We start from the raw sequence: 14,203 nt of genomic DNA on the forward strand, positions 1-14,203 counted from the left end.
TCCCTAATGATTGCTCTAAGACCGTGCATCACACTTTTCAGGCTATATTAGTAGTACCTAATATTGTGCACTTTCGACTAATTCACACCTTTTTTGCACAAATATGAAGTTTTTAATTAAAAGTTTGTGTAAAATGCAACGCCAAGCATAGATTGTTAATTTTTGTGCTAAAAACACTACAAAAGTATAATTTATAAATCATCTTGGTGGAAACATGAGAACACACAAAATCGCCACGCTAGCGTTAGCCGTTAGTGCTGCGTTCAGCTCTTCAGTTCTTGCACAAGAGGCCGCATCGACAGAAAAAAAAGAAGCCTCACTTGAACAGATTACCGTAACTGCGCAAAAGCGTACTCAATCAATACAGGAAGTACCTATTTCTGTTGCGACATTAAGCGGTGAAAAATTCGAAAGCCTTTTCTCAGGCGGTGAAGATATTCTTGCTTTAGCGGTTCGCGTTCCAGGCCTTTATGCCGAGTCTTCAAACGGACGCGTTGCACCACGCTTTTACATTCGTGGTTTAGGTAACACCGATTTCGACCTTGCTGCATCACAACCAGTTTCTATTATCATGGATGAAGTGGTAATGGAAAACGTTGTGCTTAAAAGCTTCCCGCTTTTCGACGTTCAACAAGTTGAAGTACTGCGCGGTCCGCAAGGTACATTATTCGGTCGTAACACTACAGCCGGCATAATCAAATTTGACACCGTTAAACCTACACAAGATGTTGAAGGTTATGCGAAAGCAGGTTTCGGTTCATACGGAACTATGAACTTTGAAGGCGCGATTAGCGGCGGTCTTACTGACGAGCTTTCTGCACGTTTATCGCTACTTTCGCAAGAACGCGACGATTACATCGATAATGCCTTCACCGGCGAAAACGATGCAATTGGTGGCTACGACGAAAAAGCCTACCGTCTACAGCTTCTTTGGGAGCCGTCTGCCGACTTTTCTGCTTTGTTAAACGTACACGGCCGTGAGCTTGAAGGCACAGCGTCTATTTTCCGCGCTAACGTGTTTACAAAAGGCAGCAACGAACTTAACGAAAATTACGATCGCGAAACTGTATTCTACGACGGCGATCTTCAAGGCGACGGCATTGATAACAACCCACAAGAATACGACGGTTTTGGTGCTTCACTTAAATTAGAGTACGACATGGACGAAGTTACATTCACGTCGATCTCAGCCATTGAAACAGCTGAAGGCTCTAGCCTAGGTGACGTTGATGGTGGCTTTAATCGTGCTGACGGCACTTCAGGCCCTGGGTTTATTCCTTTCTCTGCGGTAACGCAAGATAACCTTGACGACCTAGAGCAATACACCCAAGAATTTAGATTTTCAAGCAACACGCGCGATGCTTTGAACTGGCAGCTAGGTGCGTTCTACTATGACGCATCGTTTAACGTTACCAGCATCGACGGGTTCTTTGGTGCAACAACCGTATTCCACGAAAACCAAACGTGGGCAGTATTCGGTCAGACGTCTTATCAAGTTAACGAAAAACTAAACGTTACGGGCGGTATTCGTTATACCCACGACTCTAAAAGTTTAGTAGTCGGCGACCAAAACGTTGACGGTTTTGCTCTAGTAATTGGCGCAGCTCAAGTTCAAGACTATGACGACATTGACGTAGATGACGGTCAAACTAGCTTTGAATTAAGTGCAAACTATCGCGTTACTGATGATATGTCTGTTTTTGCTCGCTACGCTAATGGCTTCCGTGCTCAAACAATTCAAGGCCGCGACGTTGCATTCGAAGGCTCGCCTTCAGTTGCAGATGCAGAAACGATCAATTCATTTGAACTTGGTATTAAGTCGGACTTGTTCGATGACTCACTACGTCTAAACGCTGCAGCATTCTACTACACAGTAGATGACATGCAGTTCTCAGCAATCGGTGGTGGCAACAACTTTACTGCCCTTGTAAATGCTGACAAAGGCGAAGCGTACGGTTTTGAAGTAGACGCACAGTGGCTAGCGACTGATGAGCTTACGTTTACAGCGGGTTACAGCTATAACCACACTGAAATTAAAGATGACTCACTGACTGTTTCACCGTGTGGAACAAGTGCTGCTGATGGATTTACCGGTAACTGTACAGTAACAGACCCTCGTCCAGACGGTTTTGTAGCCTCTATCGACGGCAACCCATTCCCTCAGGCGCCAGAGTCTATCTTTAACTTCACTGCACGTTACACCATCCCTATGGGTGATGATGGCGAGTTCTTTGTATTTACTGATTGGGCGTTCCAAGGTGAAACAAACATCTTCCTATACGAAGCGGTTGAGTTCACTACTGACGACAACTTTGAAGGCGGTCTACGTATTGGTTACGAGAACTTCGCGCACAATTACACTGTAGCGCTATTTGGTCGTAACATTACTGACGAAGACAATGTTAAAGGTGCAATCGACTTCAACAACCTTACAGGTATCGTAAATGAGCCGCGCGTTTGGGGTGTTGAGTTCAAGTACACTTACTATTAAGCAAAGATAAGTAGCTACTTTCATTTATTGTAGCTATTTGGATTATGAAAAGCGGTGGCGTTGAAAAACGGCACCGCTTTTTTTATGTCTTTTACGCCGCCATGTGAACGTCTGAGGTTGGCACTTGCACCAGCTGCTGTAGCTTTCTACACACCTGCACCCATCTCGCGACTTTTTGATAGTAGACTTGCTCTATCAATTGCCCTTTTTCATCAAACAGAAAGCTTGCTAACTTCCCTTTGTTACTCGGCATATAAAAATGGTGCACGGTAAACTGCTTTGATAATGGGGCATGTGCCACTTTTTGATACATACAAAATGGCAGTGCGTTTGCGCGCTCATCGCCACCGGTTAGGCGAGTACGGCGTTGAAACGTGTCTGCACCTAAATCAGCCATAATGCCGTGTTTTGAAATAAGTTGATCAACCGCTTTAATGCCTGTTTGCATAATTTTCTCCTAAAGGTTGTGCAAAGTCGCCCAACCAAATAAGACTCAAAATAAACCATACTGATATTTATACAGTATATGACCATTTGTTTAAAATGCAAACAAAAAAGCCGCTTTATACAGCGGCTTGTTTTCTTTGAAAATTGTGAGAAGTTAATTAAGAGCGGATTCTAAAAACGCCCACTGGTCTGCATACCCCTCAATTCTCATCCACGTAGGCGTGCCTGCGCCGTGACCCGCGCGAGTTTCTACACGAAGTAGTACTGGGTTATCACACCCTTGAGCGGCCTGTAATTGCGCAGTAAACTTGTAGCTATGCCATGGTACAACGCGGTCATCGTGATCGCCTGTTGTTACCAATGTTGCCGGATAACACGTGCCGGGCTTAGTGTTGTGAAGTGGCGAATAAGCATAAAGCGCTTCAAATTCTTCTTTATTTTCACTCAACCCATAATCAGAAGACCAAGCTCGCGCATTTGCACTTGGCGTATGATAGCGAAGCATATCTAATACACCGACTGCTGGTAAGGCGGCAGAGAAAAGGTCTGGGCGCTGCGTTAAAGTAGCTCCAACAAGTAAGCCGCCGTTCGAGCCCCCCTGAATACCCATTTTTTCTGGCGTGGTGTAGCCGCTTTCAACTAAATACTCACCTGCCGCAATAAAGTCGTCAAACACATTTTGCTTATCTAACTTTGTACCGGCCTTATGCCACTGCTGGCCATATTCGCCACCACCTCGTAAGTTTGCGATGGCCAACACGTTACCCTGCTCAACCCATACCATGCGCGACACTGAATACCGTGGAAGCAATGAAATATTAAAACCACCGTAACCGTACAATAAGGTTTTATTGTTTCCGTCTAGCTTCAAGCCTTTCTTGTGCACAATAAACATGGGAACTTTAGTGCCATCTTTACTGGTATAAAACACCTGCTTGGTTTCGTAGTCATCATAATTAATACCTGTATCGATGGTTTTAAATAGCGATGACTCACCAGTTTCAACATTATAGGCATACACCTGGCCCGGGTTAGTAAACCCGGTAAGTTTATAGAATGTTATATCTGCATTTTTGCTTCCATAAAATCCGCTTACACTTCCAATGTCAGTAAACGCAATTTCATCTATTTTTTTGCCGTTTAAATCAAATACACTTACCTGCCCTTTTACATCTTTTAGATACTGAGCGAAAAGTTTTTCACCCAGAAGTGAAACGCTGGACAAGGTATCAGATGTACTTTCAATTACGGTTTCCGTTGCTTTAACACCACCATCAAAAGTGACTTTGATAACCTTACCAGTAGGCGCGCCTGCAGTAGACTTAAAAAATAGCGCATCTTTGTGTTCGCCGATTAGGTCGTAACGCCCATCCCATTTGTCGAAAACGGGAACAAGTTCACTGTTTTCTTTTTCAAGAGATTTGGCGTAGACACCATTAGCCTGGTACCCCTCGAAAACGGATATAAGCAAAGTATTTCCGTCTTGCACAACCGATGGGTAAGGATTCCAAGTGGGTTTATTGTCAAATGCAAAGACCTTTATATCTGCATTTTGCTCTGTACCTATAGCGTGAAAATAGATAGATACGGTTTGGCTATCATCATACTTACCCGCCTCATTTTTTGGGTAGCGAGAATAGAAAAAGCCGCTTTCATCGGGCAACCACGCGATATTTGAAAACTTAATGCCTTCAATGTTATCGGTTAAGTCTATTTTGCTGCTGGTGTCACGAACGTGGATGGTTTTCCAGTCGGTACCGCCGTCAGACAGCATGTAGGCAAGATAAGAAGCTTTCGGACTAAGTTCAGTCGACGCCATTGATACTGTGCCGTCATCGCTCAATGTATTCGGATCGATAAGTACTTCGGGTTCTCCGTTTACACCACCGGACATGTAAAGCACGTATTGGTTTTGTAAGCCGTCGTTATACGAATAAAACAACTTGCCATTAACCATATAGGGCGTTGAATACTTCTCGTAATCCCATAGCGCGGTTAAGCGTTCTTTGTAAAGCTCTCTAGAAGGTAGTTCAGCCAGATAAGGGCGAGCCAAAGTGTTTTGCGAATCGACCCAAGCTTTAACTTCTTCACTCTTTTCGTCTTCTAACCAACGATATGGATCGCTTACCATAGTGCCGTGATAGTTATCTTGCTGCGCAACGGTTTTGGTTGCCGGGTAGCCAGGCACTTTCGGCATAGCAAGGCTTTCGGTTTCATTTTCAACCAAATTAGTATCAGCGGTATTTGAACTAGTGCAAGCAAAGGTTAAGCATGCTGACGCTGCTACTACAGCTGCATAAATCAGATTTTTTTTCATTTTTTCATTCCTTAAAAGAAAATGCCGGTTTTACCCGGCATTGTCTATTTAGCTTTCTGTCGTAACTTGTTGGTGTCTTCTTCCTCTAAACACATTTTTAAGGTCGTTGAGAATTAAGTACAGCGCAGGAACAAGCAGCAAGGTGATTACCGTGGCAAATAAAATACCGAAGGCCAGAGAAACCGCCATTGGAATAACAACCTGAGCCTGTAAACTGCGTTCAAATACTATCGGCATAAGGCCCATAAAGGTTGTTAATGACGTCAAGATGATTGCTCTAAAACGCTGCGTACCAGCGCTAATAGCCGCATCCATAAGCGACATGCCTTCTTTACGCGCGCGATTCACAAAGTCCACCATAATCAAGCTATCGTTCACCACAACACCCGACAAAGCTATGATGCCGCAGACAGACAAAACACTCACCGCCATGCCCAATACCAAATGACCGACTATGGCGCCAACGATACCAAAAGGGATCACCGACATGATAATCAAGGGTTGGCTGTATGATTTAAGCGGTATCGCAAGTAAGGCATAAATAGCAAATAACGCAAACAAGAGCCCCTGCATCAGACTAACCATAGCATCAGCCTGCTCCTTTGAATTCCCTTGCAGCTGAAATTCAACACTCGGGTAGCGGGCTAGTAGGTCTGGCATTAAGTTATCAATGACATCATTAGTCACTTCTGAAGGGTCAAGTAACGCTTTATCAACTACACCCGTTACGGTGACTGAACGTTTACCATCTACACGAATAATTGAATCGAACCCTTGCCCTACAGTGAATGTCGCAACTTGTTCAAAAGGGATTTCTTGGCCATTCGGCGCACGAATACGCATGTTTTCAAGATGCTCTATGGAACTGCGTTCCGCTTTCGGGTAGCGCACCATAACTTTTATTTCTTCATCATCACGCTGAATACGCTGCACTTCTGCACCGTAAAAACCAAAGCGAACTTGCTGACCTAAATCGCGCAGTGAAATGCCCAACGCATCGGCCTGAGGTTTCAGCGCTAACTGAATTTCTTCGCTACCGCCTGAGAAGGTATCGTTGATATCGGTAACGCCTTCGTATTTATCTAAGGCCTCTTTTATATCGTCACTTATAGCGCGCAACGCTTTAATATCGCTAGAGCTGAATTCAAAGCTTAAGTCAGCACCGCCGCCAGGACCACCCGGTGAGCTAATATTAAATGACTTCACTCCCGGTATTTCAGGGACCTCTTGACGCCACATATCCTGAATTTCAAAGTCAGTAAGCGTGCGGGTTTCACCTTTTGTAAGCTCAGCAAAGATTTCACCACCTAAGTTACCATTGTCAAAGGCTATCGCGTGCTTAATGACGTTTTCGCCCGTCTCTTCTGCAACTTTGTCATCCATACGATGCATAGCTTCGCGAAGTGTAGTTAGTACCTTGTCTCGCTGTTCTAGTGACGAGCCTGGCTCTAACTCAAAGCTGGCCATCATAAAGTCACTAGGAATATTCGGGAAGAATACAAAACGCACGATGCCGCCACCAAACAGCCCCACTGTAAGAATAAGCATCGCCAAAAAGACAGACACTGTTGTATAGCGATTGCGTATTGCTTTTGCCAGAAACGGCGCGTACTTATCATTAATAAATGTCTTTATGCCTTCACTGAAGAAGTCGCGGAACTTTTGGAACGCGTTAGCTTTTTCCGGATCATAAGGCTTGAGTTTCATATGCACTAAGTGCGCCGGCAGGATTAACTTCGATTCAATAAGCGAGAAGATAAGACAAACAATCACCACCATGCCGATGGTTTTCCAAATAATGCCGAATGGACCGGATACCATAAGCATGGGTGAAAACGCAGCAATAGTGGTTAAAACACCAAAAGTTGCAGGCATAGCAACTTTTTTAACGCCCGCAATAACGTTATCAGCACTGTGCCCTTTTTTATCAATTTCAGAGTAAGCCGATTCACCCATGATAATTGCGTCATCTACCACAATCCCCAATACAAGAATAAAGGCAAAAAGACTAAGCATGTTAATCGACACGCCAACCATATCTAACGGCATGACAAGCAAGGTGCCAAGGAAGCAGACTGGCAAGCCCACGATGACCCAAAACGCGAGCTTAATTTTCAAAAACAACGAAAGAACTAAGAATACAAGCAATGCACCGAAGAACATGTTCTCAAGCATCATGTTGAGTCGGTCAGCTAGATAGAATGAACTATCGCCCCACGTATCTGCAGTGATGTGCGCAGGAAACTCAGACTTTTGACTATCAATGTAATTGTTAACCTGCTCAGAGATTTCTAAGGCGTTTTGATCGCCGACAGCTTGCACACGCAAGCTAACTGCTGGTTTATCATCAAACAGCGCATATTGATTGTTTTCAATGAATCCATCGTTGATATAGGCAACATCGCCCAACGTAACGCGGGTACCGTTTGCGTTTGTGACGAGTACGATTTGAGAGAAGTCCCAACCTGTGTAGGCCTGCCCTTTTGTTCTTAGCAGTATGTCGCCGTTTTCCGTGCGAATTGAACCACCTGGTAAGTCTACACTGGTTTGACTCAAACGAGCGACCACATCAGCAAACGTAAGGTTATACTTTTGCAAATCGACTTCAGATAGTTCTACAGAAATTTCATAGTCTCTAGAGCCTACAACCTGAACACTTGATATACCTGGCAGGTTAGCAATGTCATCCCTTAAGTCTTTAGCAAACTCTTTCAACTCTCTTTCAGAAGCATCCCCATAAACTGATAGCCATATCACGTCCTGTTGAATTTTTTGACGATAAATAACGGGCTTTTCAGTATCAGCGGGAAAACTTGGAATGGCATCAACTTGAACCTTTACTTCATCAAGTAGAGACTGAACATCATAGTCTTCTTCTACCTGTATACTTACTGTTCCCATGCCTTCTACGGCGGTAGAGTTTAGCTGCTTTATTCCCTCCAAGTCCTTTATAGACTCTTCAATTTTAAGCAGCACCCCTTCTTCAACTTCCTGAGGGGCTGCGCCCAAGTAAGGTACACGAACGCTAATGACGTCAATTTCAAAGCTCGGAAATACTTGTTTTTGAATACTGAAAGCGCTGAACAAGCCGCCCACAATAAGCAAAATCATCAGCAGGTTGGCCGCCACATTGTTACGCGCAAACCAAGCAATTAAACCTTTGTTGGTATCGATGCGACTCATTAGTTGTCACCTTCCGACGATTCGCTTTCCACGCTATCCATGCTGTCGGTAGTGTCTGCTTCAGCAGTGTCAGCAAGTACAGGCTCGTCACCCGGCAGGCGCACTTTCATGCCGTCGTATGGGTTTGGAACCGCACTGGTTACCACCAAACTTCCTTCTGCAATACCTGAGCGAATAAACACATCTTTTGCTGTAGTACGGGCTACTTCGACAGGCTTAATTTCAATTTCGCGATTGTCGTTCACCGTCAGCACGGTGTTGTCTAAACGCAAAATGCTGCGAGGTAATACTAAAAGTTCTTCGTCTTGACGTGAGGTAATTTCTGCTTCAACAAATTGCCCAAAACGCAGTGGGGCTTTGTGTGAAGACTTCAAGTTGTAAGGGTCTTGCACCTCAACAATGGCATACACCACTCTGCTTCCTGTATCCAAAATACCTTCTGAACGAACCAGTTGACCTTCCCAAACGCGTTTAACACCACCAACAGTCGCAGTTAATAAAACAGGGGCCCCTTCGCTAGACTGCCCAGCAATATTAATAAACATTAAGTCGCTGTCGGTAATAGGTAACCTAACTTCCGCGGTATCAGTAGAGTAAATAGTGCCAAGTACAGAGCCCATGGCGACAAACTGTCCGAGATCTATATTACGCTCCACCACAATACCGTTGTAAGGAGCGGTAATTTGGGTTCTAGCCAAGTTGCGCTTAGCCCGCTCCAACTTAGCTTCTGCAGCTTTTACGTTTGCCTGTTCTTTTGCCAATTGAGGCTTTCTTAAGCCTAGCTCGGGCGGCGCTACGTTTCTGACTGAACGCCATTCTTGTTCGGCTACTTTTCCGCGAGCTATTTCTTCTTGAAGGGCTGCTTTAGCTTGGGCCAATTCAGCTTCGGCTAGCTTAAGATCAGTGCGATAATCATCTTGTTCTAACGTGGCAAGTACATCGCCTTTTTTAAAAGTTCCACCAGCAACAAAAACTTTCGACAGGCTTATAACCTGACCACTGACCTGTGCACTCAATGACGTTTTATTCTGCGGAACTACGTTACCCTGGGATTTGACAACAAAGTTTACTGCTTCTGAGTAAACTTCTTTTGCGTCAACTAGAAAAGCGGGAATTTCTACGGGCACTTGCTCTGGAGGCTTACGTGATTTGATCATAACCGTCGCGGCGATAAACGCGATCAGCACTATGAATAATGGAATACCACTTTTCATTAACATGGAGTTTTTCATTTACTATCCCTGAGAAAGAAGGCACCTGTGCTAGTGACATTTAGGCTATAGACTACCACCCTATTCACTTATCACCTGATAACCCGCTAGATTCTATTATTATTGTTTCAGCACTAGTGTACTGATTTTTGGTTATTATGCTCAATTAAGATTGTTAAATTTTGTGTCTAATTGTTGTTTTTATACACATTCAAAAATCAGCACACTTAATATAAAAAATTATCAAAAGAATACAAAGTAAGATTGATAATTATCAGGTTTTCGTTGATTATTTGAGCACTCATTGGTTATGAGTTAACCGACGGCTGTTGTTCAAGCTAACTTTCTAATGAGAAATAGCCTCGGGAATGATTTCGCTACGTTGAAGGGAAAACACATTATGAGTCTTAAGAAACAATACCTTAAATCAAAACCTTTGTGCAAAGTGACATTTCGACTGAATGCGGAAGCAGCAAAAGATGCGAAAGAAGCTGCACTATGTGGAGATTTCACTGATTGGAAAACGCAGCCACTGACGATGAAAAAGCTTAAAAGTGGCGATTTCACATTAACAGTGGATTTGGAAAAAGATCACGAATATCAGTTTCGCTATCTTATCGATGGTGAAAAATGGGAAAACGACTGGGCAGCCGACGCTTATACACCCTCTCCTGTTAGCCTAGAAGATAATTCAGTTGTGCGTGTTTGAGTGGTAAATCAGCTTCAAAACAAATCTTGATTCGCCATAGGTACATAGGAACAATACCCCTACAAAAAAGGCTGCATAAATGCAGCCTTTGTCTTATTTAGCCTAAGAGCTCGAATTAAAGCGTTCCTTCCAACTCTGGAAGTACCTCAAACAAGTCGCCTACCAAGCCGTAGTCAGCAACCTGGAAGATTGGCGCTTCTTCGTCTTTGTTGATAGCAACAATAACTTTTGAATCTTTCATACCTGCAAGGTGCTGAATAGCGCCCGAGATGCCTACTGCAATGTAAAGTTGAGGTGCAACAATCTTACCTGTTTGACCCACCTGCATATCGTTTGGAACAAAGCCTGCATCTACCGCTGCGCGCGATGCACCAATGGCCGCACCAAGCTTGTCTGCAATACCTTCAAGAAGCTTGAAGTTTTCACCGTTTTGCATACCGCGACCACCAGAAATAACGACTTCTGCAGCAGTAAGTTCAGGACGCTCAGATTCGGTAAGCTCTGCTGAAACGAAGTCAGACTTCTCACTGCCTTTAACCACATCAATTGCGGTTACTTCAGCACTACCACCTGTTGCAGCTGCATCGAATGATGCGGCACGAACCGTAATCACCTTCTTCGCATCAGATGATTGAACGGTAGCAATCGCGTTACCTGCATAAATTGGACGAACAAAGGTATCTTCGCTCTCTACACCAATGATGTCTGAAATTTGCGCTACGTCTAGCAGTGCAGCTACACGAGGCATAAAGTTTTTGCCTGTAGTGGTTGCAGCGGCAACAACATGGCTGTAGTCGCCAGCAAGCTCTACTACTAGATCAGCTGTATTCTCTGCAAGCTGGTGCTTGTAGGCCGCATTGTCGGCAACAAGTACTTTTGCAACGCCGTCAATTTGCGCCGCAGCCTCAGCAACCGCTTGGCAACCTTCACCTGCCACTAAAACATGGATATCGCCACCCATTTTTTGTGCGGCATTAACAAGCTTATGCGTTTCTGTTTTTAAGCTTGCGTTGTCGTGTTCTGCATATACAAGTACGCTCATGAGATCACCTTTGCTTCATTTTTTAACTTGTCTACCAACTCAGCAACGTCTGCCACTTTAATGCCGCCCTCACGCTGAGGCGGAGGCGTAACTTTCAATACCTTAACGTTAGATTCAAGCGCAACACCGAAATCTGCCGCAGCTTTAACATCAAGAGGCTTACGCTTTGCTTTCATAATGTTTGGAAGCGATGCATAACGCGGTTCGTTCAAACGTAGATCTGTCGTTACAACAGCAGGAAGCGACAGCGCTACGGTTTGAAGACCACCGTCGATTTCACGTGTTACGTTTACTTTTTCACCATCTACAACCACTTCTGAAGCGAAGGTACCTTGAGGCATACCCGTTAGCGCTGCCAGCATTTGGCCTGTTTGGTTGTTGTCAGAGTCAATGCTCTGCTTTCCAAGAATAACTAGTTGAGGCTGTTCTTCTTCAACCACTTTCGCTAAAAGTTTTGCCACTTGAAGTGAATCAAGATTTTGGTCGGTATCAATTTGGATACCACGATCAGCACCTAGGGCAAGTGCTGTGCGTATTTGTTCTTGGCAGCTTTTATCACCTATTGAAACAACAACGATTTCCGTTGCCACGCCTTTTTCTTTTAATCGAACGGCTTCTTCAACAGCAATTTCACAAAAAGGGTTAATGGCCATTTTCGCGTTTGTAAGATCTACGCCTGATTCATCAGCCTTCACTCTTACCTTAACGTTGTAGTCGATCGCGCGTTTGACCGGTACGAGTATTTTCATATTTACCTCAATTGTTGAGTTCGTCAGTGCTAATTACGTTTCATTAATAATTAACTATTAATAATTAAAAACGTATTACTTCACCACGCTTTTTGAAACTTTAACAATGCTTATACGTTAAAAAAGAAACTGTGGAACGTACGTTTTTTAAAGGCTAGCCTTAAAACGACGTTAACACCACGTTTACGAGCAGGTATAATGCGCTGCCAGTTAACGTTAACGTAAACTGCTTTGCAATGTACTTACTGTTGACGTAAACGTCAACCTGCATTACCTTGCAAAACGACAATTAATTTACATGTTTTTGACACAAAGCATTATTTGTTTCATCAATAGTGCACTATAAAAATACAAACATAAGGAGCCTCCCGTGGAACGAGAATCGATGGAGTTTGACGTAGTCATCGTCGGTGCCGGCCCAGCTGGATTATCAACTGCTTGTAAGCTGATGCAGCTTGCGAATGAAAAAGACCAAGAACTTATGGTTTGTGTGGTCGAAAAGGGCTCCGAGGTAGGTGCACATATTCTCTCAGGCGCAGTGTTTGAGCCACGTTCGTTAAACGAACTATTTCCCGATTGGAAAGAAAAAGGTGCACCACTTAACACGCCAGTGACCGAAGACCACATCTATTTGCTTAATGATGAAACGTCAGCGAAGAAGTTACCAAATGGCATTACGCCCAAAACTATGCACAATGATGGTAACTATATCGTGTCTATGGGTAACGTTAGCCGTTGGCTAGCAGAACAGGCCGAACAGCTAGGCGTTGAAGTATTCCCCGGCTTTGCAGCTTCTGAAGTTATTTATAACGAAGACGGTAGCGTTGGCGGCGTGCTTACCGGCGACATGGGTGTTGGTGAAGACGGTGAGCCAAAAGACGGTTACATGCCGGGCATGGAACTACGTGCTAAATACACCGTGTTTGCAGAAGGCTGTCGTGGTCACCTAGGCAAAGAGCTAATTTCTCATTTTAAGCTAGATGAAGACAGCTCACCGCAACATTACGCCATTGGCTTTAAAGAGATTTGGGATATAGACCCAGCGAAGCACCAGCCGGGTTTAGTAGTACACAGTGCAGGATGGCCACTTGATGACGCCACGGGCGGTAGCTATTTATATCACGCCGAAGATAATCAGGTGTTTGTAGGCTTAATTGTCGACCTTAACTACGACAACCCTTATTTGAGCCCGTTTGACGAGTTTCAACGCTTGAAACATCACCCTGTTTTCAAACAATACCTTGAAGGCGGTAAACGTGTATCTTATGGCGCACGTGCAATTGCCAAAGGTGGGTTTAACTCTTTACCTAAGATGACTTTCCCAGGTGGCCTACTGGTAGGTTGTGAAGCAGGCACTTTAAATTTTGCCAAAATTAAGGGTAACCACACTGCCATGAAGTCAGGCATGCTCGCAGCCGAGAGCATTTTCGAGGCTTTATCAGAAAACGCGGAAGCACCAACAAAAGAATTAACCAGCTTTACGGAAAAATTCAAATCGTCGTGGTTATACGATGAATTATTCCGCTCTCGCAATTTCGGCCCTGCTATTCATAAACTCGGTAATTTCTGGGGCGGTGCTTTCAATACGCTGGAGCAAAATATCTTTAACGGTAATTTATTCTTTACCATGAAAGACGAACACAAAGATTATGCACAGCTTAAGGAAGCAAAAGACGCGAAAGAAATTTCTTATCCAAAGCCGGACGGTGTACTTAGCTTTGATAAATTATCTTCTGTATTTTTGTCGAATACGAATCACGAGGAAGATCAGCCGTGTCATTTAAAATTAAAAGACCCGTCTATTCCTTTACAGGTTAACCTACCAAAATTTGCAGAACCCGCACAGCGCTATTGCCCTGCTGGCGTTTATGAGGTTATTGAAGAGGAAGGTGAAAAACGCTTTCAAATTAATGCGCAAAACTGTGTTCATTGTAAAACATGCGATATTAAAGATCCTAGCCAGAATATTAAGTGGGTTGTACCTGAAGGTGCTGGCGGTCCGAATTATCCAAATATGTAATTAAATGCAATATTTGGTTATTTAACTGATATTT

General features: G+C 43.9%; 9 protein-coding genes. 3 read left to right on the forward strand and 6 right to left on the reverse strand.

Translation table 11 applies throughout. The annotated features are described in order from the left end of the window. Positions 1–214 precede the first annotated feature (214 nt). Positions 215–2,491 (forward strand): TonB-dependent receptor, encoded by a 2,277-nt coding sequence (locus tag ACXAER_RS01750; RefSeq protein ID WP_474826020.1) that lies wholly within the window; start codon positions 215–217, stop codon positions 2,489–2,491. A gap of 91 nt (positions 2,492–2,582) precedes the next feature. Here ACXAER_RS01750 and ACXAER_RS01755 read toward each other — a convergent pair whose 3' ends face one another. The 4 genes from ACXAER_RS01755 to ACXAER_RS01770 all read right to left on the reverse strand — a co-directional run bounded on the left by ACXAER_RS01755 (position 2,583) and on the right by ACXAER_RS01770 (position 9,670). Then, complete coding sequence (locus ACXAER_RS01755) at positions 2,583–2,939, reverse strand: hypothetical protein (RefSeq protein ID WP_474826022.1); 357 nt, start codon at positions 2,937–2,939, stop codon at positions 2,583–2,585. A 153-nt stretch (positions 2,940–3,092) separates the two neighbouring features. After that, the gene (locus ACXAER_RS01760; RefSeq protein ID WP_474826024.1) at positions 3,093–5,255 is read right to left on the reverse strand and encodes a prolyl oligopeptidase family serine peptidase; all 2,163 of its coding nucleotides are present in this window, start codon (positions 5,253–5,255) and stop codon (positions 3,093–3,095) included. 48 nt (positions 5,256–5,303) lie between these two features. Next, positions 5,304–8,438 carry an efflux RND transporter permease subunit gene (locus tag ACXAER_RS01765; RefSeq protein WP_474826026.1) on the reverse strand — a complete coding sequence of 1,045 codons (3,135 nt, stop codon included), beginning with the start codon at positions 8,436–8,438 and terminating at the stop codon, positions 5,304–5,306. Continuing rightward, a complete protein-coding gene (locus tag ACXAER_RS01770) occupies positions 8,438–9,670 on the reverse strand; it encodes an efflux RND transporter periplasmic adaptor subunit (protein WP_474826028.1) in 1,233 nt (410 codons plus the stop codon). Before ACXAER_RS01770 ends, ACXAER_RS01765 begins: the two co-directional genes overlap by 1 nt. Positions 9,671–10,049: 379 nt before the next feature. Here ACXAER_RS01770 and ACXAER_RS01775 point away from each other — a divergent pair, with 379 nt between their 5' ends. Next, positions 10,050–10,358: an isoamylase early set domain-containing protein gene (locus ACXAER_RS01775; protein ID WP_334060050.1), complete on the forward strand. Its 309-nt coding sequence runs from the start codon at positions 10,050–10,052 to the stop codon at positions 10,356–10,358. Positions 10,359–10,473: 115 nt separating this feature from the next. Here ACXAER_RS01775 and ACXAER_RS01780 read toward each other — a convergent pair whose 3' ends face one another. Beyond that, entirely contained in the window at positions 10,474–11,400 is a 927-nt protein-coding gene (locus tag ACXAER_RS01780; protein WP_474826030.1) for an electron transfer flavoprotein subunit alpha/FixB family protein, read from the reverse strand. Further along, entirely contained in the window at positions 11,397–12,149 is a 753-nt protein-coding gene (locus ACXAER_RS01785; protein ID WP_039216447.1) for an electron transfer flavoprotein subunit beta/FixA family protein, read from the reverse strand. The genes ACXAER_RS01780 and ACXAER_RS01785 overlap by 4 nt, the downstream gene beginning before the upstream one ends. A gap of 370 nt (positions 12,150–12,519) precedes the next feature. Here ACXAER_RS01785 and ACXAER_RS01790 point away from each other — a divergent pair, with 370 nt between their 5' ends. Continuing rightward, positions 12,520–14,169, forward strand: coding sequence for an electron transfer flavoprotein-ubiquinone oxidoreductase (locus ACXAER_RS01790; protein WP_474826033.1), 1,650 nt, complete (start codon positions 12,520–12,522; stop codon positions 14,167–14,169). The last annotated feature ends 34 nt before the right edge of the window (positions 14,170–14,203 follow it).

The sequence above is a fragment of the Alteromonas sp. AWJ4_199 genome (assembly GCF_056159165.1).

Bases quoted from the DNA above. Each gene is read 5' to 3' on its own strand.
- ACXAER_RS01750 (WP_474826020.1), top strand. From the start codon at position 215: ATGAGAACACACAAAATCGCCACGCTAGCGTTAGCCGTTAGTGCTGCG.
- ACXAER_RS01755 (WP_474826022.1), bottom strand. From the start codon at position 2,939: ATGCAAACAGGCATTAAAGCGGTTGATCAACTTATTTCAAAACACGGC.
- ACXAER_RS01760 (WP_474826024.1), bottom strand. From the start codon at position 5,255: ATGAAAAAAAATCTGATTTATGCAGCTGTAGTAGCAGCGTCAGCATGC.
- ACXAER_RS01765 (WP_474826026.1), bottom strand. From the start codon at position 8,438: ATGAGTCGCATCGATACCAACAAAGGTTTAATTGCTTGGTTTGCGCGT.
- ACXAER_RS01770 (WP_474826028.1), bottom strand. From the start codon at position 9,670: ATGAAAAACTCCATGTTAATGAAAAGTGGTATTCCATTATTCATAGTG.
- ACXAER_RS01775 (WP_334060050.1), top strand. From the start codon at position 10,050: ATGAGTCTTAAGAAACAATACCTTAAATCAAAACCTTTGTGCAAAGTG.
- ACXAER_RS01780 (WP_474826030.1), bottom strand. From the start codon at position 11,400: ATGAGCGTACTTGTATATGCAGAACACGACAACGCAAGCTTAAAAACA.
- ACXAER_RS01785 (WP_039216447.1), bottom strand. From the start codon at position 12,149: ATGAAAATACTCGTACCGGTCAAACGCGCGATCGACTACAACGTTAAG.